The organism is Scytonema sp. PCC 10023 (assembly GCF_963920835.1).
Taxonomy (GTDB): Bacteria; Cyanobacteriota; Cyanobacteriia; order Cyanobacteriales; family Nostocaceae; genus Kalymmatonema.
This window is the reverse complement of record NZ_CAWUDP010000001.1, coordinates 140,454-167,269: the sequence shown is the minus strand read 5'-3', so window position 1 is coordinate 167,269 and position 26,816 is coordinate 140,454. Positions and strand designations below refer to the sequence as shown.

23 protein-coding genes are annotated in these 26,816 nt (G+C 46.5%); 3 read left to right on the top strand and 20 right to left on the bottom strand.

Going from position 1 to position 26,816, the window contains the following annotated elements; genetic code table 11:
- Positions 1-71: 71 nt before the first annotated feature.
- Complete coding sequence (locus ACM0OZ_RS00790) at positions 72-3,554, bottom strand: PAS domain S-box protein (protein ID WP_414580838.1); 3,483 nt, start codon at positions 3,552-3,554, stop codon at positions 72-74.
- On the bottom strand, positions 3,551-8,914 hold the full coding sequence (locus tag ACM0OZ_RS00785; protein ID WP_414580836.1) for a PAS domain S-box protein: 5,364 nt from the start codon (positions 8,912-8,914) through the stop codon (positions 3,551-3,553). The genes ACM0OZ_RS00790 and ACM0OZ_RS00785 overlap by 4 nt, the downstream gene beginning before the upstream one ends.
- Before the next feature lie 75 nt (positions 8,915-8,989).
- Between ACM0OZ_RS00785 and ACM0OZ_RS00780 the strand changes: the two genes are divergently transcribed.
- Positions 8,990-9,136: a hypothetical protein gene (locus ACM0OZ_RS00780; RefSeq protein WP_414580835.1), complete on the top strand. Its 147-nt coding sequence runs from the start codon at positions 8,990-8,992 to the stop codon at positions 9,134-9,136.
- 125 nt (positions 9,137-9,261) lie between these two features.
- On the opposite strand, the gene ACM0OZ_RS00775 is transcribed toward ACM0OZ_RS00780, so the two are convergent.
- From ACM0OZ_RS00775 to ACM0OZ_RS00765, 3 genes are all read right to left on the bottom strand, one after another.
- Entirely contained in the window at positions 9,262-9,615 is a 354-nt protein-coding gene (locus ACM0OZ_RS00775; protein WP_414580833.1) for a XisI protein, read from the bottom strand.
- Positions 9,603-10,019, bottom strand: coding sequence for a XisH family protein (locus ACM0OZ_RS00770; RefSeq protein WP_414580831.1), 417 nt, complete (start codon positions 10,017-10,019; stop codon positions 9,603-9,605). Before ACM0OZ_RS00770 ends, ACM0OZ_RS00775 begins: the two co-directional genes overlap by 13 nt.
- 546 nt (positions 10,020-10,565) lie before the next feature.
- Positions 10,566-10,745 carry a UBP-type zinc finger domain-containing protein gene (locus ACM0OZ_RS00765; RefSeq protein ID WP_414580830.1) on the bottom strand — a complete coding sequence of 60 codons (180 nt, stop codon included), beginning with the start codon at positions 10,743-10,745 and terminating at the stop codon, positions 10,566-10,568.
- On the opposite strand from ACM0OZ_RS00765, the gene ACM0OZ_RS00760 reads away from it, so the two are divergent.
- Complete coding sequence (locus tag ACM0OZ_RS00760; RefSeq protein WP_414581059.1) at positions 10,698-10,913, top strand: hypothetical protein; 216 nt, start codon at positions 10,698-10,700, stop codon at positions 10,911-10,913. The genes ACM0OZ_RS00765 and ACM0OZ_RS00760 overlap by 48 nt on opposite strands.
- Here the strand turns inward: ACM0OZ_RS00760 and ACM0OZ_RS00755 are convergent.
- The 15 genes from ACM0OZ_RS00755 to ACM0OZ_RS00685 form a co-directional block, all read right to left on the bottom strand.
- Entirely contained in the window at positions 10,891-11,928 is a 1,038-nt protein-coding gene (locus tag ACM0OZ_RS00755) for a zinc-dependent alcohol dehydrogenase family protein (RefSeq protein WP_414580828.1), read from the bottom strand. The two genes, ACM0OZ_RS00760 and ACM0OZ_RS00755, sit on opposite strands and share 23 nt — an antisense overlap.
- Positions 11,929-12,152: 224 nt before the next feature.
- Positions 12,153-13,553: an ATP-binding protein gene (locus ACM0OZ_RS00750; RefSeq protein WP_414580827.1), complete on the bottom strand. Its 1,401-nt coding sequence runs from the start codon at positions 13,551-13,553 to the stop codon at positions 12,153-12,155.
- 389 nt (positions 13,554-13,942) lie between these two features.
- Positions 13,943-14,404 (bottom strand): GUN4 domain-containing protein, encoded by a 462-nt coding sequence (locus ACM0OZ_RS00745; protein WP_414580826.1) that lies wholly within the window; start codon positions 14,402-14,404, stop codon positions 13,943-13,945.
- Between the two features lie 88 nt (positions 14,405-14,492).
- Entirely contained in the window at positions 14,493-15,050 is a 558-nt protein-coding gene (locus tag ACM0OZ_RS00740) for a GNAT family N-acetyltransferase (RefSeq protein WP_414580825.1), read from the bottom strand.
- Between the two features lie 28 nt (positions 15,051-15,078).
- Positions 15,079-16,482, bottom strand: coding sequence for an ATP-binding protein (locus ACM0OZ_RS00735; protein WP_414580824.1), 1,404 nt, complete (start codon positions 16,480-16,482; stop codon positions 15,079-15,081).
- A gap of 33 nt (positions 16,483-16,515) precedes the next feature.
- Positions 16,516-16,902, bottom strand: a complete 387-nt coding sequence (locus ACM0OZ_RS00730; protein WP_414580823.1) for a type II toxin-antitoxin system VapC family toxin — start codon at positions 16,900-16,902, stop codon at positions 16,516-16,518.
- Positions 16,902-17,123, bottom strand: a complete 222-nt coding sequence (locus ACM0OZ_RS00725) for a type II toxin-antitoxin system Phd/YefM family antitoxin (RefSeq protein ID WP_073634655.1) — start codon at positions 17,121-17,123, stop codon at positions 16,902-16,904. The genes ACM0OZ_RS00730 and ACM0OZ_RS00725 overlap by 1 nt, the downstream gene beginning before the upstream one ends.
- Before the next feature lie 97 nt (positions 17,124-17,220).
- Positions 17,221-17,811 (bottom strand): GNAT family N-acetyltransferase, encoded by a 591-nt coding sequence (locus ACM0OZ_RS00720; protein WP_414580822.1) that lies wholly within the window; start codon positions 17,809-17,811, stop codon positions 17,221-17,223.
- Positions 17,812-18,060: 249 nt separating this feature from the next.
- Positions 18,061-19,725 (bottom strand): FAD-dependent oxidoreductase, encoded by a 1,665-nt coding sequence (locus ACM0OZ_RS00715; RefSeq protein WP_414580821.1) that lies wholly within the window; start codon positions 19,723-19,725, stop codon positions 18,061-18,063.
- A gap of 38 nt (positions 19,726-19,763) precedes the next feature.
- On the bottom strand, positions 19,764-20,159 hold the full coding sequence (locus tag ACM0OZ_RS00710; protein ID WP_414580820.1) for a VOC family protein: 396 nt from the start codon (positions 20,157-20,159) through the stop codon (positions 19,764-19,766).
- A gap of 312 nt (positions 20,160-20,471) precedes the next feature.
- Positions 20,472-23,129, bottom strand: coding sequence for an MGH1-like glycoside hydrolase domain-containing protein (locus ACM0OZ_RS00705; protein ID WP_414580819.1), 2,658 nt, complete (start codon positions 23,127-23,129; stop codon positions 20,472-20,474).
- Positions 23,130-23,494: 365 nt separating this feature from the next.
- Positions 23,495-24,172, bottom strand: coding sequence for an NADPH-dependent F420 reductase (locus ACM0OZ_RS00700; protein WP_414580818.1), 678 nt, complete (start codon positions 24,170-24,172; stop codon positions 23,495-23,497).
- A 97-nt stretch (positions 24,173-24,269) separates the two neighbouring features.
- Entirely contained in the window at positions 24,270-24,983 is a 714-nt protein-coding gene (locus ACM0OZ_RS00695) for an SDR family NAD(P)-dependent oxidoreductase (RefSeq protein WP_414580817.1), read from the bottom strand.
- A 39-nt stretch (positions 24,984-25,022) separates the two neighbouring features.
- A complete protein-coding gene (locus ACM0OZ_RS00690; protein WP_414580816.1) occupies positions 25,023-25,733 on the bottom strand; it encodes an SDR family NAD(P)-dependent oxidoreductase in 711 nt (236 codons plus the stop codon).
- Complete coding sequence (locus ACM0OZ_RS00685) at positions 25,730-26,464, bottom strand: SDR family oxidoreductase (RefSeq protein WP_414580815.1); 735 nt, start codon at positions 26,462-26,464, stop codon at positions 25,730-25,732. The genes ACM0OZ_RS00690 and ACM0OZ_RS00685 overlap by 4 nt, the downstream gene beginning before the upstream one ends.
- A gap of 171 nt (positions 26,465-26,635) precedes the next feature.
- Here ACM0OZ_RS00685 and ACM0OZ_RS00680 point away from each other — a divergent pair, with 171 nt between their 5' ends.
- Positions 26,636-26,770 carry a hypothetical protein gene (locus ACM0OZ_RS00680; RefSeq protein ID WP_414580814.1) on the top strand — a complete coding sequence of 45 codons (135 nt, stop codon included), beginning with the start codon at positions 26,636-26,638 and terminating at the stop codon, positions 26,768-26,770.
- Positions 26,771-26,816 lie beyond the last annotated feature (46 nt).

The window sequence follows — 26,816 nt, the reverse complement described above, 5'->3', positions numbered from 1 at the left end:
TGTTAAAGTGCAAGCGAATCTTATGATATTTTGCCTTCTGGCTTGTGATAACGACAATTTTTAACGCCAACCTACTTAGAATGAGTTGACATTTGAGCGATCGCCTCAATCAAGACTTCTGGATCAATTGGTTTGGGAATATGTAACTGAAATCCAGCCGCAAGTGCCTGCTGCTGATCGATTTCTCCTGCATAAGCAGTTAGAGCAATAGCTCTTATCTGACTATTTCTCTCGCTTTGCATTACCCGAATTTGTCGCATGAGCATATAGCCGTCCATGTCGGGCATCCCAATGTCGCTTACTAGGACATCAAACTTGGTCTGTGCTATGACTTGGAGTGCTTCCATCGCAGAAACCGCTGTTATGACGCTTCCTCCAGCCTGCTCCAAAATGAAGGCAATTAACTCTCTTGTGTCCACTTCATCATCAACAACAAGAATCTTGAGAGCAGTGAGAGGTAATTTGCCAAGCGTGGTAGATGAAGATTTATCTTCGTTTTTTATACTTTTTTCCGGGTTTAAAAGCGGTAAGCTGACAGTGAAAGTTGCTCCTTGCCCAACACCAGCACTTTCCGCGCGAACAGTACCACCATGCAGCTCGACCAAGTGACGGACGATCGCCAGCCCTAACCCGAGTCCACCAAACTTGCGTGTTGTTGCGCCATCTTCCTGGCGGAAATACTCAAAGACGTGTGGTAAAAAATCAGGATCAATCCCTTTGCCTGTATCGCTGACAGTAATTTGAGCGAGTGAGCTAACGCGCTGCAGGCGAATTTCGACCCGTCCGCCTGCAAGTGTGAATTTGACGGCGTTGCTGAGCAGATTCCAAATCACTTGCTGTAACCGAGCAGAATCACCTAAAACCTGCCCGATATTTGGATCAAGCACTGTCTGAATTTGAATTGACTTGGCTTGCGCTGCCAACTGCACTGTTTCAATAGCTGCTGAAATCGTTGATGCCAAATTAACAGAATCCATATTGAAGCTGAGTTTGCCACGCAGAATGCGAGAGACATCTAACAAATCTTCAATCAGTTGCGCTTGAAGTTTGGCATTGCGTTCAATTGTTTCTATCGCCTGAGTCGTTTTTGTGGCATCTAACTTGCCGGTGAGGAGCAACTTAGACCAACCCAGGATAGGATTGAGGGGCGATCGCAACTCGTGAGACAGCACCGCTAAAAATTCATCTTTTATACGGTTAGCGGTTTCAGCTTGGGCACGAGCGACTTGCTCCTGCTCTAGTAGCCGCTGGCGTTGTTGGTCGAGTTGTTTTTGATTTTCTATATCTGTTGCTGTACCAAACCACTTAATCACCTGACCCTGCTCATTTTTCAGCGGTACTGCTTGATGCAAATGCCAGCGATATTCTCCATCTGCTCCTCGCATCCGACCTTCTGCTCGATAGCTGGTACCTGCTTGTTGAGCTGCTGCCCAATTCTGGCTGAGAGTGGGTAGATCATCAGGATGGACGATGGCTTCCCAGCCTGCGGTTTGAGCTTGGGTAAGGGTTAATCCAGTAAAATCTGACCACCGTTGATTGACATCAATAAGCATTCCATCTGTGTTGGCAGTCCACACCAGTTGCGGAATCGATTCTGCTAAATACCGATAGCGTTCTTCACTTTGCCGCAGGGTTGCTTCGGTTTGTTTGCGATCAGTGATGTCGAGTGCGGTTCCAGTGAACCCAATCGGTCGTCGGGCTATGCCCTCTCCCTCGAATTGTGCCTGCCCGTTGGCTGACACCCACCGTTCGGTTCCATCGCAGCACACGATACGATAATCAATCTCGTAAGTGCCCGACAATTTGGGATCAAGCGCATTGCTAACAGCACTTGCTACGCGTGTCCGGTCATCAGGGTGTATCCGCTCTATCACTGTAGAAAGGGGAATCTTGAGTACATCATTCGGCTCGCCCCAAATCTCGCGCATCCGCTCGTCCAGCTCGACGAGATTTGTGTCGGGGTCGTAACGCCAAATCCCAAGCCGACCCACCTTAATGGCAAGCTGCGCGCGTTCTTCGCTCTCGCGCAACGCTGACTCTGCCTGCTGTTGTTCAGTGATGTCCTGAAAAATTAGCACGATCGCATTGACGCTGCCAGATTCATCGTAAAGGGGAGCCGCCGAAATGCTGACGATTACCGTTGAACCATCACGCTTACAGCGATAGGTTTCCACGCCAGCAAAAATTTCTCCCTTCGCCACCGCAGCTCTGACCTGACAGCATTCTTCCCGTTTCTCTTCTGGAACAATCGGAATGAGTTGACCCAACACCTCGGTTTCACTCCAACCAAATAGCCGCTCTGTCGCCGGATTCCAAAGCTGTACCGTCATGTCGGGTTTAATGACAACTATAGGCAATGGAGAGGCTTTAATGAGGGTGCTTAGGGTTTGTAAGGTTTTTTGGAGTTCCTGTTGCGCTTGTTTGCGTTCGGGCAGCGCGGCTTGCCGTTCGCTAATGTCGGCAATGACACCAATAGCACGGATTGGCTGTCCGGCTTCGTCACGGATGATATCACCTCTGGAGATGACCCAGTGCAGTGAGCCATCCGACCAAACGATACGGTACTCTACATCGTATTCACCCTCACTAGCCACCGCTTTTTGAAAAACCTGTTCCACTTGATCGCGATCCTCTGGATATAAGCACTCGCGCCACTCGTCTCGATTCTGAGGACTCCTCGACAGTCCAAAAATTTGATTGAGCGCTTCATCGAACTGCACTGCTCCTGTGCGGAGGTCTACCTGCCAAGTGCCCATTTTTGCGGCTCGAAGGGCTAGCCTCAGTCGTGCTTCCCGTTCGCGCAATGCAACTTCAGCCTGTTTGCGATCAGTGATATCCCGGAAGAAAATGTCCAGACCATCCTCATGAGGATAGGCGTGAATCTCAAGCCACATATCGGATGTGGGTGGTTGGTAATAGTGATGCTCAAAGTGGACGGGAATCTGTTCTGCCATTGCCCGCCGATACTGGCGCTCTACGTTCGTCCCTACCAACGCAGACCACTCCTCCCAGTAAGTCTTTCCAATGACTTCTGTCAGAGATTTGCCGTTAAGTCGCTCGGCTTCTGCATTCTGGTAAATGATCCGCCAGTCACGGTCGAGAGCAACAAACGCATCACTTATGCTTTCTAAAGTACGTGTTACCTGCCGATTGGCTTGCCGCACTGCCCGCAAGCTTGCCTTGGTTTTCCGGTTGGCAACGTGCAACTGTGTACAGATTAATGCGATTAAAAATGACACGAGTGAGAACGCAATCAATTGCACCAAGCGATTCGCACTAGTGATGACAAATGAGTGGATCGGCTCAATAAGGAAGTAGAGGCTGTAGCCAACTCCCAGAGCGATCGCCAGCAATCCCGGTCCCATTCCACCATACCAAGCACTGACTGCAACAGCCGCGAAAAACAGCGGAAATATCAGCGGATTTAGCAGCGGCAGAAGCAGTTGTGTTAACAGGAGGGCTACTGTCGCTGCCAGAATCGCAACCCCATAGCATAGCAACCGAGAGCGGATAAAGATTTCCTTATGTACAGTCCCCGTCGTCTCATGAATCATTTGCGCTCATCCGACAGTATAGTAGAATGAGTCGACACAATTTGGGCGATCGCCTCAATCAGTTCTTCTGGATCAATTGGTTTGGGAATATGTAACTGAAATCCAGCGGCTAGTGCCTGTTGCTGATTGATTTCTCCTGCATAAGCAGTCAGAGCGATCGCTGGAATTGCCCCCCCTTGTTCTGGTGGCATAGCTCTTAAGAAGCGCAACAATGTATAGCCGTCCATTTCAGGCATAGCAATATCTGCTAACAAAATATCGAACTGGTTTTGCTTGAGTCTTTGCAGCGCCTCGGTTGCAGAAGACACAGACATAACACTAGCACCAGCTTGCTCTAAAACGAAAGTGACTAATTCTAAATTGTCTGCATCATCATCAACAGCCAGGATTTGAATTCCTTGCAAAGTGAGTGCGTCTTGCATAAATGCCTCCTCTTGAGTTGCTGAAGCCGTTGTCGGCATAAGGGGAAGCATAACGGTAAACGTCGCTCCCTGTCCTTCTCCTAAACTGTCAGCTTGGATTGTTCCCCCATGTAGCTCAACAATGTGCCGTGCGATTGCCAGCCCCAACCCCAAACCACCAAATTTTCTAGTGATACTGCTATCTGCTTGACGGAAGTAATCGAAGACGTAGGGCAAAAAATCAGGATTGATGCCCTTGCCTGTATCACTAACAATAATTTGTGCTTGCTTTTCAACTTCCTTGAGATGGATTTCTACACGCCCACCATTCGGAGTAAATTTAATAGCGTTGGAGAGCAGATTCCAAACGACTTGCTGTAAACGAGTGGCATCGCCTAAAACATTACCCACATCCGATTCAAAATAAGTTTGAATTTGAATCGTTTTAGCTTGGGCTGCCAAATCTACTGTTTTGAGCGCCGCTGCAATTGTCGATTTTAAATCGATAGGGCAAGAATTTAAACTAAGCTTGCCTTGCAAAATCCGAGAAATATTGAGTAAATCTTCAATCAGTTGGACTTGTAGCTTGGCATTACGTTCAATAGTTTCTAGAGCGACTGCTGTCTTGCTAGCATCGAGTTTGCCTTCTCGCAACAATTTCGTCCAACCTAAAATTGGGTTCATGGGTGTTCTCAGTTCATGTGAGAGAACAGCAAGAAACTCATCTTTTGTGCGGTTAGCTGCTGCACTACGCGCCGCTTCGCGAACGGCTGCGGCTAGTGCCTGTTGCTCGGCTTCATATAATTGGGCACGGACTATAGCTTGAGCACACTGTTGAGCCAAGGCAAGGATAAACGCCCGGTCATCGTCGCTTAAAGGTGAGAATTGAGTAAAGTTGAGAGATATTCCTCCAACTGCTCGACCCTCTACCACCAGAGGTAACGAAATCCAACTACCGTAATTACACTGGGCGTAGTATTCTGCCAAGTGAGGATAACGAGCCACTCGTGCTTCGGTCGATTCTTCCCAAATGGGTTCTCCAGTTCTTACAGCTTCAGCCAGTGGTACTTGTGTTGTGATTGGAAAGCAACGCCATTCTCCTATATCTTGTGGATACCCAATAGAATAGACGATTTCAAGCTCCGTACCATTTTTATTTAGAATTGCCATCATAGCAGAGCAAGCATTCAAAACGGCGGTACTTTGCTCAACAATCACTTTAGCAACTTCAGTGGGAGTGAGCGATTCAGAGAGTGCTGCTGTGACTGATAAAAGACGTGCATTACGGTCAGCAGTTTGCTCTGCTTGCTGGCGTGAGAGTTGAGCTTGTTGATAGAGTTGAGCATTGGCGATCGCCATAGCCGCCCGGTCTGCCAAATTTTGAAATAAAGTTTGGTCATTGGTATTGTGAGGTTCTCCGGGATAATTCCGAGTCAGGCTCAACACTCCAATCGCTTGTCCTCGTACCTTAAGTGGCACAAGCAATGTGCTGTAAACCCTAAAGCGATCCAAGTAGCGCTGATACTCTGGTATAATAGCGGCACGTAACTCCTCCTGTGATGTCACTGGCATCAAAAGGGCAACTCCAGTCTGCATCACTCGCCCCCCAATCCCTTCATCAGCACGGCGAGGATAACTGTTTAACAGTTCATTCACAAACTGTCTTACCTCTGGATCAACATGGTAAACAGAGACAGGGTCAAGCCACTGCCCATCTTCAGAAAGGAGACTCAGGACGCAAACATCACCTGTATATTCGCTAACAAGTTGGGTGATAGTATTCAAAACCGTTTGCAAATCTAAACTCGCTGCTGCAAACGTTTGCGATGCTTGAGCGAGAAAACGCTCTTGTTGCTCATTACGCTTGAACTCAGTTACATCACGGAGATAGCCAATGATTGATTCGACCGTCCCATCAGCTGCAAACTCAGGTACAAAACGCGATTGATACCAACGGGTACCATTAAGCGCCTGAAAGTTAAACTCTATCGAACGGCTTTGCCCAGTTGTGAATATCTGTTGCCAGTTCTCATGCCAGAGCCTACAATTCTCTGGTGGCATACCTAAGTCAATATTGGTTTTGCCAATGAATTCTTCTGCTGGAATGCCAGTCACCTGTTCGATACCAGGGCTAACATAAAGATGGCGAAATTCTGAATCAATTCGACTGATGATATCTGGGGAATTTTCAGCTAAAGTCTTGAACCTTTGCTCTCGACGACGGAGTTCCGCTTCCATCTGTTTGCGATCGGTCACATCCTGCACAACTCCGAACATACTCAGGACATCTCCTGAAACGCTATACTGAGCACGTCCTTTTGCAGCAACCCATCGTTCGGCTCCATTGGGATGAATCACCCGGTATTCAATGTCATAATCACGCTCGTAGCGGATTGCTTCCTCGACCGCTAGACGAGCCGGCTCTCGGTCTTCCTTATGAAGTAGGTCGCGCATATGCGTCCAAGTCATATAAGGACCAGACGGAATGCCAAAAATTTCGGCTGCTCGTTGAGAAAATGTGACAATATCTGTTGCTGCATCCCAACTCCAATCTCCCATTTTCGCAGCTGCCAAAGCCAGACTTAATCGTTGAGCATTTGCTGCGAGCGCTTGTTCTGTTTGTTTACGGGCGCTTATATCAATCGATACTCCTACCAACCGTACAGGACCATCAGCATCTTTGTATACTCGTCCCTGGCTGCGGAACCATCTTGCCATTCCATCTGAACCAATAACGCGGTATTCTTGAGCGTAGTCTTCTCCGGTTTTAGCACGCTCATAGGCTTCGATGACACTTTGCCGATCTTCAGAGTGGACGACAGCAAAAAAGTCTTCTCTCGTACCTGCTTGAATTCCCCAAACCTCAAGGGCATTGGGAGAGCACACGACATGATTTGCCCTCAAATCCATATCCCAAGCGATCGTGCCTGTTCCAGACAAGGCAAGGTGTAGCCCTTCCTCGGTTTGTCGCAGGTTCTCCTCAATTTGCTTCAACCTAGTGACATCTTGAAACATTCCAATGCAAACAGCGGAATGTCCGTACATGGGTGGTAATGTTTCTCCCCAGCACAGAGTTGAGCGAATACCACCAGGTGTATGCCAGTTCATTTCATAGTTTTCTAATCTTTCTCCTCTTGCTAGAAGAACCGCAGGCATTCGCTCAGTCGGAATGCGCTGACCTGCTGCATCTGTGCAGTAGTATGCTTGGGGGTATTCTTCGAGAGATTTGTTTTTGGGTAAGTCACCACCTGCCAATTCATTGGCAATTCGATTGGCAAAAGTTACCTTTGCTGTTCCCGGTTCGATGAACACCATAGGCGTCGGCATTAAATCAAGCACCGCTTCCAACCATTTCTGCTGGTTCTCTAATGCCTCGGCTTGTTGCCGCAGAGCTTCTTCTGCTTGTTTGCGTTCGCTAATATCATGTGAGATGCCAATCACTTGCTGGGGTAACCCATCGTGTGTACGGCTGAAAATAAGATCCCGACTCCAAAGCCAACGCCATTCTCCATTGGCATGCTGCATTCGATACTCTCGTTCAATAATTTCACCGTCATGAGCGTGCTCAAAGCGTTCCAAGTGGTTAGGAAGAGTGGCAAAATCGTCAGGGTGCATGAGGTGAGGAAACAGTTCGCTTCCCATTGCCTGAATTTGTTCTGGGGTATAACCCAGGAGTTCGCCAATCTGACGATTTACATAGACATTGCGCTGCTCGATTAAATCATAGATGTACAACACACCGGGCGTAGCATCGGCAACCTGTTGGATGAATCGCTGGCTTTGGTGAAGTTGCAACTCTACCTGTTTGCGGGAGCCAATATCTTGAAACACCATCACGCAAGTTGCTGGTTGATCGTGCATTGCGGGTAAGGTATCTGCATAAACCAGCAGCGAGTAAACACCTGTTGGAGTGTGCCAGTTCAGCTCTGCCCCATGAATTTTTTCGCCTCGTGCCACCCGGACTGCGGGAAGTTGCTCGGGCGGAATAAGTAGCCCTGTGGCATCGGTGCAGGAAAACTCTGTATCATACACACCAGCAGGGCGATGATCAAGAATTTTACCCCCTGCCATCTCATTTGCTGCCTGATTGGAGAAGGTGAAGCGAGCCGTTTGAGGTTCAATAAATACCAGTGGAATGGGCAGCAGATTGAGTACCGCCTCCAGCCATTGGCGTTGATTAGCTTGAGCTTGTGCGTTCTCTTGGAGTAGTTGTTCCAATTTCTTGCGCTCGGTGATGTCCCGAACGAACAGAGAAAGCCCTTCAGCAGACGGGTAGGCATGAACTTCCCCCCAAGTGTCCAAAGGAGCGTAATAATCCTCGAAGACAAGAGCAGTTTGTTCATCTACCGCTTTGTGCATTATGCGTTCAACGTTGGTGCCGCATAAAAGAGGAAACACATCCCAGACGCGCTTACCAATGAGTTCGTTTCTGCTCTTCTTTAGTAGCCCAACAGCTGCCTCATTAACGTAGGTGTAGCGCCAGTCGCGATCGTAGGCAATGAAAGCATCAGTGATACTTTCGAGAATGTGAATAACTTCGGGATTACCTTGTAGTGCTGCTTGGGCTGGCTGAGGTGGAGTGAAATCAAACTTGCGTGACTGCAAAGCTTCAATGGTTCGTTGCAGTTCAAGAATTTGCACTTGCAGTTGTGCATTGGCTCGATATAGTTGGGACGTTCGTTCTGCGACAAGTCCTTCTAAGTCGTTATCAACTCTTTGTTGTGTTTCCGCTGCTAGATGGGAAGCGCCAAGCTTGCCGTTGCTACTAAGATTGTTGAAAGACAAATCAGATTGCAAGGTACGAGCATAGCGTTCTACCAACTCAGAACGGGAAATACCACGTTCACGCGCCTCCTGCTTTAGAATCTGCCAAGCTGTCTTAGTTAGCGATAAGTTGACTGCCTGCTTCGGTTCTTTTTCCCAAGTATGGATAAATTTTCCCGTTCTGTCACGCTTCATTGAGGTATTATCCGTATACCTATACGGCTATTGCCAATTTTATCAAATCTAACTATATTTACTTATGATTTACTTATGGGAATCTCTCATAAAAATGATAAAAGCAGCCGAATGTCCGGCAAACTTTTGCTGAAAATTTCGATGAAAGCCTTAAAGCCTTATATTACAGCCCACATTCCGCAGGTAAGTGAAGAGATTGATGGTATTTTTACCAAAACTTAGCGGGACCGTGAAAGCCCCGGAGGAACAGGCACGTAGTGCCGTCCAAGCGTGCTTTAGACCGGGTTTCTTAATTTTTTCACAGAGTCAGGACTGGAATTTGTTTAGGCGATGGGCATCGCCCCGCTTTAGGCGAGCGCGAATTCAGTTAATGCCCTTTTACTTGGGTGATGGAAGCCCAAAATAATATCGGTTTTTGGGATACCTGCTGCCAATAAGTCATCAACAATCACCAAGTCGGTGCTATCTTCTTCAACCCAGATTTTACCCTTTTGAATCTGGAGGTATAAGATAATGTGCTGCACTCGTTTTTTGTCATCCCAGCCGCAACGCAGCCACAGGTATTGGTCGTTTTGTTCATCTAAAATCAGGCGATCGCTAATTGTAGAGTCTGTGGTGTTAGCGGGTTGAGAATTGGTCAAGTTATAGTATTTTTTTATGGTTTCTTGGACAGTATGGCGATAGCGGCTTAGTGTATCCATTGCACAATTTGCTCCTGTTGGATATCTACGATAATTAATTGCAGATTGTTTTGGCTGGCAATGAGTTGAACTGATGGACGTTGAAAAAAGTTTAAATAAACAATGTCGTCAATTGCTAAGTACAAATTATATTCAGGTTCGCTGACTTGGATGAGGTTGCGATAGACGATGTACTGTCCCAGAGCGTTATGGAAGTCGTACATCTGAGACTTACCAACAAAGCTTTTAATTTCGACAACAATTTTCTGCCCCTGGCGTTCTGCGGCAATTGGTTTTTCTGCGGCTAAGTCAGCATACAGTTCAGCGTCTTCATATTTAATTATGTAAGGGTCAGCGATGATCAGCCACCCATCTTTAATCAGAGCATTTTTTACAGCATCGTGATAGAGGTCTTTGGCGGGCATCGGGTTTTTGGTTTTGCAGTAAGGGAAATTTATGTTTATAGGTGTATTCTATAGCAATCCTATTTCATTTGTGAAAATTGAGTTTTTCAGATCCCCGACTTCTTAAAGAAGTCGGGGATCTTGTTTTTTCACAAATCCTGCACGGACTGCTATATACAAGTGAGAATTGCTATATTACCTGGGCAAGCTACGCAAACGTCCTAATGCGATCGCGTAAGCGCAAAGCGCAGGCTCCTTCATGTGCGTAGCGTGTCCGTGCCTCCTCCGGAGGAGCTTGCGCTAAGGGCGAAGCCGTGCCGCCGGCTCAGAACTCAGCGGGCAGTCTGTACCCGCCTAAACACAAAGCGCACCCTACGCGTTGGCTTAGGCTGCCCGCAAGACTTATGGTGTTTTGCAATAGCGCAAAGTGATGCCAAGCGATGGGCAAAGCCCCGCATAAAGGCGATCGCAAAACTTCCTAAAGCCGCTACAGTAGGATCTAAATTCCAAGAAGTTGCAATGGCTTAATTGGATACCGAACTCAGGTTAACTAATTCAATCATGCTTCTACACGAAAGTCTTATCGATGTAGCACCACCTCCAGTCCTCGCCAGGCTCGAAGGACTTCACAACCGGATGCCCAGTACCGTCGAAGTGCTTAGTAGCGTGTTTGTTTTTTGACGAGTCACAGCAGCCAACGTGACCGCAAATAAGGCACTGGCGCAAATGCACCCACCTATCGCCCATCTTGAGACATTCTTTGCAGCCGTTGGCGCTGGGTGTAACGTCGTGGATCTCATTGAGATGCGTACAGTTTGTGCTCATAGGATTGTCCTGATGTCTGCCTTAATTTTCACATTTAAGGCAACTCAGTACCAATCCAAAATTGAAATTAGGGTTGCACCATCACCTTAATCGCTTCCCTGGTGTCCATCGCTGCGTATCCAGAGGGAACGCCATTGAGGTCAACGGTGAGATCCAAGACGGGGGAAGAGTCCAGTTTACCTGCTACCACGTCGGTAAGTAGTTCGGGAATGTAAGCACGGGCTGGCGCAACTCCGCCGCGTAAGGCGATGTTTGAGTAGAACATCCGCCCCAAATTGATTGTCTCGCTACCGTGGGGTACTCCCACAAAGCCGATCGCCCCCCCAGGACGAGCAATTCCGATTGCTGTATCCATAGATGATTCAGTTCCGACGCATTCCAGCACCGACTCCACGCCGCCCTTGGTCATCTCCTGAACTTCGCCAACCGCCTGCTTATCTCTACTCGTCACCACATCAGTAGCCCCGAAGCGCCGCGCAATTTCTAAACGTTTTTCGTGACGACCAAGGATAATGATGCGTTCTGCTCCCAACCGCTTCGCTGCCAGTACGCCGCACAGCCCAACAGCACCATCGCCAATGACCGCTGCTGTACCCCCTGGCTGCACTCCAGCAGAAACCGCCGCGTGATGACCAGTTGACATGACATCGGTGAGAGGCAGAATTGCCTTGAGCATGGCATCGTCGTTTTCCACGGAAGGGGGTACAACGACAAGAGTAGCCTCAGCGAACGGCGCACGTACCGCTTCTGCTTGCCCGCCGTCGTTCGATTCTCCGCCCCAAAAGTCACCTTGAACACAGGAAGTCTGCAATCCCTGACCGCAGAATTCGCAGGTGCCATCGGAAAAAGCAAAGGGGGCAAGGACGCGATCGCCTTTTTTAATATTGCGGACTTCGGAACCAACTTCCTCGACTACGCCCATCCACTCGTGACCTGTGCGCCACCCCGGTTTCCAATTCTCCAACCCTCGGTAAAACCACAAATCTGAACCGCAGATGCAGGCGTGGGTGATTCGGACAATTGCATCGCTGGGCTGCTGAATTTTTGGGTCGGGAACGTTTTCAACTCGCACGTCGCCGGGTCCGTGGTAAACGGTTGCTCGCATTGTCTGAATCCTTAGGAATTATTTTTTGCACCAAATCATAACCCTTTCTCGCTGAGGTGATATACACCTTCGGGCTTAAGCCTAATACGCGCGTTGCGTCCAAAACCTCACCCCTGCCCCTCTCCTTATTAAGGAGAGGGGTGCCCGTAAGGGCGGGGTGAGGTTATACGTATGAATGCAACGCGCGTATAACGCTTGATAAACTTTGAGGTAAAATCAGCAAATTACGACAAATTCATCGGCAACCGCACCTGAAACCTAGTGTCCCCTGGCTGAGACAACAGCCGAATATCACCTTGATGCTGTCCCACGACAATCTGGTAGACAATGTGCAAACCTAATCCAGTCCCCTCACCGACTCCTTTAGTTGTAAAAAATGGCTCGAAAATGTGAGACTGAACCTCTGGCGGAATTCCCGGACCATTGTCAGCAATCTCCACGAGCAAAAAGTCACTTTCGCAATTGGTGCGAATCCAGATTTGACCACCTTGCCCGTTGACAGCATCGATCGCATTATCAATCAAATTCGTCCAAACTTGATTAAGTTCTCTGCCATAAGCACTAATCAGCGGCACGTCACAGTCATACTCGCGCGTGAGCACTACATTACTGTGCTTTAACTTGTGATTTAAAATTGTGAGAGTACTTTCTATACCTTCATGTACGTCTATTTCCTGTAGAGGTGCCCGATCCATGTAGGAATAATCTTTGACGGCATCAACTAAGGTAGAGATTCGGGTTGTAGAATGGTCAAGTTCGTCTAACAAACCCCATTCTTGTAACGTTATTTCTGTCCAAGTCAGGACATTACCAAGCAAGAATTCACCTACATTTTTCTTAACATTCTCCAACCAATCGATATCAAGCCCTGCTGTAACTAACGTGGGAGCAAGTTTCCAACCATTGCCAACGTTATGTGCTTCTAGCCATTGCATCACCTCATCCTCGCGATCGCTTTGCATCAGTGGATCGAGTCTGGTTGCTGTTCTAGCAGTGGCGATCGCATCTTGCTGCAATTTAGCAACAAACGCTTTTTGGTCGCAGGTCATTTCTTTTTGATTCAGCTTTACTGTTAAAGGCTGCAACACCTGCCTGGTTTGACGTAATTGTCCTACAGCTCTGCGACATGCGGAAGCCGGGTTATTCAACTCGTGTGCCAATCCTGCTGCCAGAGTGCCTAATGCTACTAGTTTTTCTCTGTGCTGTGATATCGTCTGTACCGCTTGCAACCGTTCTGCCATTGTGCGGAGAATTTCCGTCATGACGCAAGTACAACTCGAAAGCATTTCCCAAAACACCTGGTTTGGCAATTCCAGAATATGGCTACGAGTCACAGCACGACCACTCGCCCAGAAATGTGTCTGACCCATTAACACAGGCAATTCACCAAACAGCGTTTTTGGTTCGTACATCGCCAACAAAATCTCTTGATTGCCAACTTTCTGTGTAATCCGAACTTGACCTTCTAGCAGTACAAAAACATGGTCAGCAGGGTCACCTTCATGGCGATGAATTTCTCCCGGTTCTCGCCATACCTCCACACCTTGATCAAGTAGCCATTGCAACTGTTTGTCTGATAACTTAGAGAACAGAGGAACTTGGCGTAAAGTTTCTATATTAAGCATGATAACACCTTGAGTTTATCGAAAATTTTGGGTCTAAAACCCCGTCCTAAAAGGACGGCTTTACTGATACAATCAAAGAGGTCACTGACCCACCCGCGACGATGGAGACATAAACCCTAACACCAAAGTTTGCAAGTATTGCAACGGGGAAGAAAAATCGGTAGACCGGGAAAAGAGGATGGGGCAATGGGAAACATCCCTTGAATCAACAAAACGCATAAGAATTCCTTTTTTTTGGATTTCGATACATATGGCGGTGGGACACACCGTTACAGTCTGTGGATCGAACATAAGACCAAATCCCTCAAGGGTAGAGGCAGTTGCAATGAAGCAGAAACCCAAGTCGTGAGTCTTGGGAATCACCGTCCCATAAGCGGGCGGTGAGGATGTCAAAGGCTACACTCTTCAATTCTCGACACAAGAAAAGGACCAAACCACCACCCCCACCCCACTGGGAAACGCGCAAACCGTCCCGGTAGGTGACCAGTTGGGGCATTGATATTGAAAGTGAGATCTGAAAAGTTCAACCAGATGCCTTCTTGACGCCATCCAACGAGATCGCCCCACTTCTCGGAGTCTTTTCCAACTTCATCATAGATGCGCTTTTGCACACTAAAGCCGAAACGCCCTTTTGAGTATTCCACCCAAAGCTGATCAATTGTGCGAAGGTCTGTGCAGGGGAATTTGCTAAGGGATTCGCTATCTAGCCAGCCTTGAGTTTCCCGACTGGCAACTTTAAGCATGAGCGTTCCGGTTTCCTCATCGGCTTCTTTCCACTTGCCAGCTTCCAACAGCTTACGCAGTCGGGTATAGTCCGCACCAACATCAGATAATAGTTCCACTTCGGACACCCGCTCCTCCTAAGTCCCAAAATTTTCAGCACTATGAATATTAAACCTTGGCTGTATTAGCAATACACATCCCAAAATTAGAATGTTATTAAATTTGGCAAGACAGAAAAAACTGATCTGTATCTAGTTTAAATAACTCCAGTTCGATACCGTAATATTTGTGAGTACGACCCATTGGTATCATGCCAAGCCGTTGAGTCACCCGAATTGAACCATGGTTTTCAAGCTTCACTACTGCATAGATGACGGGTAATTTGAGAAGATTGAATCCATACTCAATAGCACCTCGTCCGGCTTCTGTCGCATAACCCTTGCCCCAAACCGCTTTTTTTAAGTGCCAACCCACTTCATAATCTTGGGTTGGTTTGCCCTCGTTATTAGGTAGTTGTTTCAGCAGGACAGTTCCTACAATTTCTCCGGTTTGCTTTTCAACAATTGCCCACAAGCCAGAACCATTATTAAGTTGGGTATAGCGTTCAGTCACTCGTTGCAGTCTCACCCGAACGTTTTCCACACTCTCCTCTGGAATGCCACTCAGAAAGCGCACCACCTCTGAATCACCGTAGATTTCAAAGGCTTGTGCAGCATCAGCTTCAGGTATCCACTCACGAATAATCAAACGCTGTGTTTGGAAAATCTCAGTCATAGCTTGCATCCAATCAGGCGTGAAAATTCTACTCACAAACCTTTTGACATGAATTTACACCTTGAATAGGCAAATGCACTCGAAAGCGTGTCTCACCAGGTTTCGATTCAAACCGAATATCACCGTGATGTTTGTTAACAATAATGCGATAGGCAATTTCTAAACCTAAGCCTGTGCCTTTACCCACTCCTTTAGTTGTGAAAAATGGTTCAAAAATCCGAGATTGAATTGCTAGTGGAATACCTACCCCAGTATCCCCAATTTCCACAACCAAACAATTATTTTCTCTATAAGTACGAATCGTTAAATCACCTTTGCCTTTCATTGCATCTATGCCATTGTCAATTAAATTTGTCCACACTTGATTAAGTTCACTGGCATAAGCACAAATTTTTGGCAAAGTGCGGTCATACTCTCGGTTAACAATGACTCCTTTTTTGAGACGATGATGAAGAATGAGCAGAGTGTTTTCAATTCCCTCATGCACATCTATTTCTTGCAGAGGGGCTTGATCCATGTAGGAATAACCTTTAATTGCTTTTACCAACTCAGAAATACGGACGGTACTTTGCTCAATTTCGTGGATCAGCCCGAAGGATGAAAGTGTTGCGTCAAGCCATGTGAGGACACTGCAAAGACAGTCAACGGGAATGTTGTCAGCAAGAGTATCAAGCTTTGAAGTGTCTAGTCCGGCGTTAACCAATGTGGGGGCAAGTTTCCAACTATTCTTCACATCATGGTCTTCCAGCCATTCTGTCACTTCGTCTTCTTGATCGCTTTGGGTAATGGGGTCGAGTTTGGACGAGTGACAGGCGTGTAATGTTGCTTGATGTTGAATATCATTAATAAATTTTAGTTGCTCTTTGGATAGTAAATTGAGCGCTAAAGCTTGAGTTTGCAAGTTTTGAAAATTCTCGCGCAACTGGGAAGCCGCCCGTCGCGCCGCCGCCCCTGGATTATTCAATTCGTGTGCTAAACCTGCTGACATTTTACCTAAGGCTGCCATCTTCTCTTGCTGCCGCAGTTGCACTTCCACATCTTTGGTGCGTCCTGCCATAGCACTGAGAATGACTTCAGCAATAGGCGAACATTCAGTGAGGATATGTCTAAATGTTTCAACGTCGATTTGCAAAACGCGGCTGGGTGCGATCGCATGCCCTGAGGCGATCGCACCCGAACCTGTTAGCATTGAAAGTTCGCCCATGAACTCACCACGACGATGAACAGCTAGCACTTTCGTTTCAGCGCCAACTTGTTTAGTGATTTCAATTTCGCCTTCTAAGACAACAAAAAAGTGATATTTTGAGTCACCTTCACTAAACAACAGATCACCTGCATTAAGTTCTATTTCAGTACCAAACTGCTTCATTTCGTCCAAAGCATCATCTGGCAATTTAGGAAACAGCGTCATTTGATTTGGATCGTGCAGCATGGCAACTCCTTATATTAAACAAATAATTGTTACTTACCACAGCCGTTCAATAGGATAGGCATCAAAGGCTGAATCTACACTTAAAATAGGTATGTTTTCTACGATAGACTGTGCAATTAAAAGTCTGTCAAATGGGTCACGATGGTGAAAAGGTAGAGTAGCAACAACAGCAAGGTGGTCGAGGTTGATGTTTAGCAAAGAGAAGTTATTTTGGCTGAGTTGCTGCTCTATGAATATCCTAAATGGCAGATGAAAATTGAGCTTGCCTGTGCTTTGTTTAATTGCCATCTCCCACACACTAGCAGTACTAAGCAGAATTTTGTTATCTTCATCGTCAATTAATGCTCGTACTGTAGGACTAAGTTTCTGAATGTCCAGAATGTACCAAAGAAAGATATGAGTGTTTATCAACAGCCTCATTACATATAGTCCTTGAAATCTTCTAACGGTTCGTCGAAATCATCGGATATTGTAATCAAGCCTTTAGCACTCCCAGCACGGCGACGCTTCACTGGCGATATAGGAGTTAATTTGACAACAGGTTGATTGTCTTTTGTAATCACAATTTCTTCGCCACTGATGGCGGCTTCAATTAATTCAGGCAGATTTTTAGATGCTTCAGCGAGAGTTATTTCTTGCATGGCTGTTACCTCTTATTCCTAATTCATACTTACATCAAAAATTGGTTGTTTGATGCAAAAACCTTAGTTTAGTTTATCCAACTAGCAGATGAGTGAGTCAAGTAAAAGACGACATACACTCATATCGATACTCGTGGCTGACACATCCTTTAAAAAAGTCCGCGTTTTCTTTTGTGGACACGCGCTTAAATCCAAGTGATTTAATGAGTTCAATGGACGCGACGTTACGAGTATCTATCTCGGCTGCTACAAGGTTGACTTTATAGTCGTTGAAAAGATGATTTAGCAGTTGTAAACATCCTTCCTTTGCATAACCTTGTCGCCAGAATGATGGGAAAATCATGTAGGCGATCGCAGCTGTCCGGTTCGCATATACTGTTGCTTCTAATGTTCCAATATATCTTCCACCGCGAAGACTCACAGCCCAATTCAGCCATGCTTGTTGCCGGTCAGGAGAAAGTCTTGAAGATAGCGCACTGTATCGAGTCTCCAAAAGCTGCAATGATGTAGGAGGCTCCTGTGGGATAAACTGATAAAGCCTTTCATCCTGCAATTCCCTGTAGATATGTACTGCATGAGATGCCACTAGTGGCTCAAGCAACAGCCGTGAAGTCTTAAGTGTTCCAGGTGCGATCAGTTGCATCATTATACTGTTGTTATGAGGCATTAATGATAATTTCTTCGCCATTGATTACTGCCTCGATTAATTCAGGCAATTGTTTAGATGCTTCAGCGAGAGTTATTTGCTGCATGGCTGTCACCTTTGAGTGCTAAATCAATGTTGACATCAAATCCAAGAGATTCCCCGCATTAAGGTTTTCAGTTCATTGCAATACACCGCGCTTGTAGAGGCACAGCAGTGCTGTACCCCTACAATGTGGTAAATGCAACGCCAGAGTTGCTGTATCTGGCAGACATTGTGAACTCATTTCAAGGATCACAACACGTTGCTAAGGTATCGATGAACGAACTGAACGCAGATTGAACCTTCACCAACGCCAGAAGCAACTCGCTTCACCGAACCATGACGCACATCACCCACAGCGAAAACGCCAGGGACGTTCGTTTCTAACAAATAGGGATCGCGTTCTAGTGTCCATCCCTTGATGCGTTGCCCATCTTTTTGCAAGTCTGGACCTGTTATGATATAGCCGCGATCATCTCGTTCAATGACACCATCTAACCATTCAGTGCGGGGAACGGCACCAATAAAAATGAATAGTGATGTTGCAGGAACGGTTTGTGTTTCACCTGTTAAAGAATTGTGAATAGTAAGTGCTTCTAAACTTGTTTCTCCTTTTGCCTCTATCACACTGCTATGTGTCTTGACAATGATATTTGGTGTTTCTACAATTTGCTCAATCAGATACTGAGACATACTCTTAGTTAGGGAGCCGCCACGCACTAACATCGTCACTGTGTGGGCGTATCTCGAAAAGTACATTGCAGCTTGTCCGGCTGAGTTTGCCCCACCAATAATGTAAACTTCTTCTCCTTGGCAACTCATCGCTTCAGCTTGTGCGGCACCATAGTAGACTCCTGCACCAGTCAGCCGATCAAGTCCAGGCACATCTAACCGCCGCCACGACACACCCAGCGCTAAGATCATGGCGTGGCAACTGATTTCGCCACCGTCTCCCAGTTGCACAATTCGATACTGGTCTTCTAAGCGAAGACCCGTAACTTCTTGTGGGGTGAGAATTTCAACGCCAAACCGTCTTGCTTGAGTCACAGCACGCCGTGCCAAATCGCCACCACTCAAGCCTGTGGGAAAACCAAGGTAATTTTCGATACGCGAGCTTGTCCCAGCTTGTCCGCCTGGGGCTTCACGTTCAATCATCACCGTGCGTAGCCCTTCTGATGCGCCATACACCGCAGCTGCTAAACCACCAGGACCGCCACCAACGATAATCAAGTCATAAAATGGTTTTCCTGCTTGAGTTTGCAGCCCAATTTTCTCAGCAATTTGCAGGTTGGTTGGCTGGATGAGATGGGAACCGTCAGCAAAGAGGACGACCGGCAGGTTTACTTTATCACCGCTAGCATATTCCGTGAGTTTTTGTCCTTCTTCTGATAATTCAATATCCATCCACTGGTAAGGCACTTGATTTCGCGCTAGGAAATCTTTAACTTGGTGTGAGTGCGGTGACCAGCGGTTACCGATGACGCGAATCCCTTCAAACGGTGGGTGGAAGTTTGCTTGCCAGTCTTCGAGTAAATCGTTTAGTACTGGATACAAGCGTTCTTCTGGCGGGTCCCACGGCTTCATCAAATAGTAATCAATTTTTGTATTGTTGATGGCGCGGATGGCGGCATCGGTATCTGCATAAGCGGTGAGTAAAGCACGTTTCGCCTCTGGGAACATAGACATGGCTTGTTCCAAAAACTCCACACCGGACATTTGTGGCATCCGTTGATCCACAAGAAACAGCGACACTGGCTGATTACGGAGTTTGAGTTGTTCCAAAGCTTCCAAGGCACTGGCACCAGAGTCGGCGCGGATAATTCGGAAGCGATCGCCATACTCTTGCCGTAGATCCCGCGCCACGGCTTGCAAAACTTCTGGGTCATCGTCAACGGTTATTATTACAGGTTTAGCCATAGCGCTTCGGTGACCTCCCTTGTTTAATTGCTGGTTTTTTATACAAGAAACTCGTATAAGCCAATCAGAGTTCCGTCTGGATCTCGAAGATAAGCTGTTTTGATTCCAAAGTAGGGATTATTCATAGGTGCTGCGGTAAATTGCACCCCTTTATGTCTTAATCGCTGATATTCCTCCTCTAAATCATGCACTGTAAAAATCAACGCCACAGTATCTTGACATTCAGCATGAGCAGGCTTTTCTGAGTTGTGAATCAATTGTGCCATTTCTTGCCGCCGGAATAGATTTAGTCTCATATCTCCGGCTTTAAACTCAGCATATCCGTCTTGTTCATTTTCTACAGCAACGTCAAATTCTATGACATCTTTGTAAAACAAGAAACAAGCCTTCCAGTCCTTGACAAGTAATCTTGTGTATGATTTTCCAACTTTCATTAAGTTTTTCCCTTTTTTCTTCGCGTCCTTCTCTTCAAGACGGCTTGCGCCAAATGCCTGTTTGCAGTTTGCTATCAATTAAACACAACTACTCCCTTCCCGCCCGAAGATTACTTAATTAAAAAACCGCAGAGGCGCAGAGGACACAGAGGTAAGAGTTAGAGAGATTTAGGTAATTTTAGAGTGGGAAGGGAGTAAACACAACAGATGCTCGAATTTCTCCTTAGGACAAGCGTCTTACATATAAGTGCGATGACTGTAACCAACAATATCAAGAGACAGGCTCATTTTTGCACCTTATAATCGCTGATTTCATAATTCTTTGCCATGTTCTGTGCATCGCTGAATCATTTCTGCAACTAGACCCGTCCAACCAGTTTGATGGCTAGCGCCCAAACCCGCGCCGTTGTCTCCATGAAAGTATTCGTTGAAAAGAATTAAGTCACGCCAATGTGGATTAGTTTGAAACACCTCGGTACCACCATAAACAGGTCTACGTCCAGAGGAATTTCTCATAAAAATCTGACCTAGCCTGTTAGATAATTCAATTGCCACTTCGTTTAAGGTCATGTGATTGCCAGAACCTGTTGGACATTCCACTTTGAATGAGTCGCCCATGTAGTGATGGAACCTTTGGAGTGATTCAATAATCAAATAATTCATCGGAAACCAAATCGGACCACGCCAGTTAGAGTTACCACCAAACAAATCAGTGCAGGATTCGGCTGGTTCGTAATCCACTCGGTACTCATGACCATTTACCGTTAGGATATAAGGATGCTCCTGGTGATATTTGGAAACAGAGCGAATGCCATAAGGACTCAAAAATTCTGCTTCATCTAACATTTTTTCCAGAATGCGGTGCAACTTATCTTGATTAGTAATTGCCAGCAATTTGCGATGACCCGCCCCTAAGCTTTGCATACAGGCGATACCTGAAGTCAAGTCAGGTCGGTTTTTGATAAACCATTCGGTTCTTCGTTTGAAGGAAGGCAGTTTTTCTAAAATTTCTGGTTCTAGCGTTCCCACAGCAAACAAGGGAACCAACCCCACGACTGATCGCACTTTCATCGGGCAATGATGACCATCAGGGAAATGCAGCGCATCGTAGTAAAAGCCATCGGCTTCATCCCACAGTGCTATATCATCGTTGCCAATGCCATCCATTGCACTTGCAATGCGAAGAAAATGCTCAAAAAATTTGCTGGCAATATCTTCATAAACTGGCTCATCTTTTGCCAGTTCTAAGGCGATCGTCAGCATATTCACGGAGAACATACCCATCCAACTGGTACCATCTGCTTGTTCTAAGTAGCCACCTGTGGGAAGTTCAGAACTGCGATCAAACACGCCAATGTTGTCTAACCCCAAAAAACCGCCTTGAAAGATATTCTTGCCCTCGATATCTTTGCGATTTACCCACCAAGTAAAGTTGACGAGGAGCTTTTGAAACACGCGCTCTAAAAATTGTTTATCAGCACGTCCGTACATCTTTTGCTCAATCTCGTAGATCCGCCAAGCTGCCCAAGCGTGAACTGGAGGGTTGACATCACTCAACGCCCATTCATAAGCGGGAAGTTGACCGTTGGGGTGCATATACCATTCTCGCGTCAGGCGGCTAAGTTGCCGCTTAGCAAAGTCTGGGTCAATCATGGCTAAGGGTATCAAATGAAACGCCAAATCCCAAGCAGCAAACCAAGGGTACTCCCATTTATCAGGCATTGAGATCACATCATCATTAAAAACGTGTAGCCATTCGGAGTTTCTGCCCTTTTGACGCGACTCTGGTGGCGGTGGACCCGACGGATCGCCTTTTAACCAATCTTCTACCACATAATAGTAAAATTGTTTACTCCACAACAACCCTGCAAATGCTTGTCGCTGGACATTGCGTTCGTCTTCGGTTGCAGGAAAGGGAGAAATGCGCTGATAAAATTCATCGGCTTCTCTGGTGCGATCGCCCAAAATCGTATCAAAATTAGCGCCAAATGGTTCTGCCAGTTCTGAATTGTCACAAAGTCGCAACCGCACAGTTTTGGTTTCGCCGGGTGCGATCGTCAACACATAAGAAGCTGACATTTTCGTGCCAATTTGATTAGGATTGACTGCATCTTGACGACCCTGAATCAAATAATCGTTAATTCCGTCTTTGACGTAGGCACAACCATTATTAACACCAAATAATCTTTCACAATTTGTCTCGTTTTCTGTAAACAGCAATTGTGTCGCTTCGTTACAGTATAGCCATCTGTTTCCTAAAGTTGATTCAAAAGCTTCAATCACACTGAGGTGATTATCAGATTTTAAGACTTTAACAAAAGGCTTTTCTTGATTGGGATACCAAGACCAAGTATTGCGAAACCATAGCGTTGGTAACAGATATAATGTTTTTTCCTCTGGTCCTCGGTTGACTGCACTGATTTGAATTAAAATATCTTCCGGTGTATTTTTGGCGTATTCAACGAATACATCAAAATAGCGGTCTTCAGCAAAAACACCTGTATCGAGCAATTCAAACTCGAATTCTTTGCGGCTTCTGGAGCGATTTTCTTCTACAAGTTGAGTATAGGGAAAAGCAGCTTGTGGGTACTTATAAAGACATTTCATGTAAGAGTGGGTCGGGGTGTTGTCGAGATAGAAATAGTATTCTTTGACATCTTCCCCGTGATTGCCTTCATTTCCTGTTAAGCCAAAAATTCGTTCTTTGAGAATTGGGTCTTGACCATTCCACAAAGCGATCGCAAAACATAATCTTTGATGGTTATCAGAAATACCAGCGATTCCATCTTCACCCCAACGATAAGCGCGGGAACGGGCGTGGTCGTGAGGGAAGTAGTCCCAAGCACTACCGTCAGGGCTGTAGTCTTCGCGGACTGTTCCCCATTGCCGTTCGCTGAGGTACGGACCCCAGCGTTTCCAATAGGCGGTGCGTTCGCGATCTTGCTGCAATCTTGCTTCTTCTTGGGTCATGATTTTCCTCTTATAGCGGTAAGAATCCGGAGTAAGGTACACCAAAGAAATAATGAACCACTCATGGGACACAGATGGACACAGATAAATGATTACTTCATTGATCATTTCTTGGGCAACACGATTCGTTCGCTCTTGACTGCGACCATGTACAATAACGCTGACTCCCTAGCGCGCTAGTATTTTAGCGATCGCTTGACCGATGCCGCTACTACTGCCAGTTACCAAAGCTCTTTTTCCATTGAGTTGTAAATCCATCTTGATTTTCTCTTTTTTCTCCTAAGTTTTAAATCTCATGCGAGTTTTGCACAAGTAGTCGGGTGGGCGGTAAGTGCCCACCTTACGCATTTTAAATTTCAAAAGAATTACCGATACCCTGGGTTTCGACCGCCAAGACGCTGTTTTTTAGCTTCTGAAAGCTTATTGACAGAAATAGTTGCATATGAGCCAAGTTTCATTCCACCTATCATAAAACGGATAAAGTCCCCTAAACCTTCAACCATGCGAGCGCTACGTAACGATCCGCAGTCAATAGGAGAAAAACCTATTTCTTTAGCAAGCGTCATGACTGTTTTCTTAGCCTGCTCGTTATCAGCACAAATGAAACACGAAACGTTATATTCGTTGAGTGGTTCCGGGCTTAATTCAAAAACTTCTTGCGCCATTGTGTTAAATGCTTTAACCACATGAGCATTCGGTACATTTGCTGCCAGTTTTTCAGCAAGTGATTCATCAAAAATAGGTTCAAAAGCGAAACCTTCAGGAATCTCCCGGTTGTTACAGTCAATCAAAACCTTGTCCGATAGAACCTCGGTTGAGGACAGCACGCTAGAAGGCATGTCACGGACTGAATAGAAGATGACATCGGCAAATGCAACTGCTTCATCATTGGTTCCGCCTTTGGCTCCGTGTCCCGCAAATTCGGCTACAGATTTACCCTTATAGGAGTCGCGGGAACCGAAAAAAACTTCGTGACCCTGTTCTGCCCACAAGATCCCCAAAGACCTTGCCATATTTCCTGTACCAATCGTGCCAATTCTCATGTCTTAGAGTCTCCTAATAGAAATTGGACAAAAAGCTACAATTCTTGCTCGGTTGGACGGATTAAAATTTCATTGACATTGACACGAGGCGGCTGAGTTACGGCATAAGCGATGGCGCAGAGCGCCCACCTTCGGTGAACGCAGCAGCAATATCCTCGCTTTCGAGTGCCGTTAATGACTCATAAAACTGGTCTGTCAGCTGCTTAAACTCTGGGTTGGTAATCTGGTCAGCTAATTCCGTTGCCACCCCACCTGGCTCAATCACGGTGACACGGATTTTGTCTTTATAAACCTCCTTCCGTAAAGCTTCACTAAACGCGCCAACTCCAAACTTAGTGGCATTGTATACTGCATAATTAGGTACAGCTACACGACCTGCTACAGAGGAAATATTCACGATATGTCCTCCACCCTGAGCTTTCATTAAAGGTAGGGCAGCATGGGTAGCATACATCAAACCCATTAAGTTGATGTTAATCATACGTTGCCAATCTGAAGTATCTGCACCTTCAACGGGACCAACAAGCATCACACCAGCGTTATTGACCAAGATATCCACACTGCCGAAATTGCTGTTAGTCTTGTGAACCATCTCAGTTGCTTGGGCTTCATCGGCAATATCTGTGACGAGGGAAAGCGCCTTTCCACCACCATCTGTAATCTGTTTTTCCAACTTCTGTAGGCGTTCAGCGCGTCTTGCTGCCAATGCCACCTTTGCTCCTTCGGCTGCTAGTGCTAGGGCGGTTGCTTCACCAATGCCCGATGAAGCGCCAGTAATTAGCGCAACTTTTCCATCTAATTTATGTGCCATTTTTGACTCCTATGTGAAAATTAAGTTCAAATAAATGCTTCAGTAAGAAATCTCCCTACGATCCCGGAACAACTTCCCGCTTAAGTTTGGTGAAGCTTCGGTTGCGAGCCAAATAGCAGTGTCAGCGCCCTGTTCCGGGGAACGAGGTGCGGAAGTACCGCCCATATCTGTTTTGACCCAGCCAGGATCTATAGCGTTGACTGCAATGCCTTTTGCTTGTAAAGCTTCTGCTAGCATAATAGTTGCGCCGTTGAGGGTAAGTTTAGACAAGCAATAACTGGGAACATCAAAAGAAAGCCCATCCAACTGACCGTAACTACTAGAAACATTAATGATACGGGCTTTGGGTGCTTTTTCTAGTAGGGGTAGAAATGCTTGGCTCGTGCGAATTGGTCCAAAAGCATTGGTGTTCATCGCTAGATTTAGCAATTCGCGAGAGATAGTCAGAATGTTCACGCCTTCGTCAGGATAAATGCCTGCGTTATTTACCAGTACATCCAGTTGAGGAATTTCTTGACTTAAATGCTTTACAGCTCGGTCAATGCTTTGGTCATCTGCGACATCAAGTTCGACGACACGCACTTTCGAGTTGGTATGCAATTTTTCTGCTGCTGCTTTGGCTTTGTGGTGCGATCGCCCTGCAACAGTTACATCAAACCCAGCTGCTAGCAGTCCTTGACAAATGGCAAAACCAATGCCTTTATTTCCGCCAGTGACAAGGGCGTATTTTCCATTTAATTGCGAACTCAAACGTATCCACCTCCTGCTTGGAAGGTATGCCCGGTAATCCATCGGCATTGGTCGCTGACAACGAAGGCGACGACATCTGCAATATCCTCTGATTTCCCAAGACGGTTAAAGGGTGACCGTGCAGCCGCTGCTGTTGGGTCATCACCAGAGTGGGCAAACATCTCTGTTTCTGTTGGTCCTGGCGAAACTGTGTTCACTGTGATGCCGCGATCGCCAAGTTCCATCGAGAGAACTTTGCCCATCAGTTCCACAGCCGCTTTACTGCCAACATAAAGACTGAAGCCTGCGAGCGGGCGCACAACTAACCCACTAGATATATTGACAATACGCCCATTTGGATTAACACGACGGGCGGCTTCCCTCATGGAGAAGAATGTTCCTTTCGTGTTCAACCCAAAGACCTTATCAAAGGCTTCTTCTTCCGTCTCGGCAATCGGTCCGCCAACACCTGTTCCAGCATTGTTGACAACAATATCGGGCGTTCCAAAACGTTGGTGCGTCTGGTCAAACAGCCTGACAACGTCTTCGACTTTGCTAAGGTTTGCTTGGATAGCAACGGCTTCCCCGCCCTTATCTTTAATTCTGGCAACGACATCGTCCGCCGCATCCTGATGACCGCCGTAGTGGACAACTACCTTGGCACCATCTTGGGCAAGTCGTTCACAAATGGCTGAACCAATGCCACCAGATCCACCGGTGATAATTGCAATTTTTCCTTCTAATGGTTTCATGGTTTTCCTTCATAGCGGTTTGCAATTGGGTAAGATACACCAAAGAAATAATCAACCACAGATGGACACAGATAAATTTGTACTTTATCTAGTCATCTAGTCGCGCCCAGAATACCCCTACCATATGTACTCGTTGGTGGGGGACGAGCAGTTGCTTTATGCCGGGGAACCATGCACGCCAGTCGCCTGCTGTCGGGAAACCCTCCTGCAGCGCTGGCTCACCACCGCACTGCCCTCATGAATGGACGCGACGGTACTGGGTACTGGGAATCAAAATTTGGTGGTGGGTTTCAACCCCCACCATAATTAATCAGAGTGGGAATCCAATTCCCAATCCCCAATCCCCAATCCC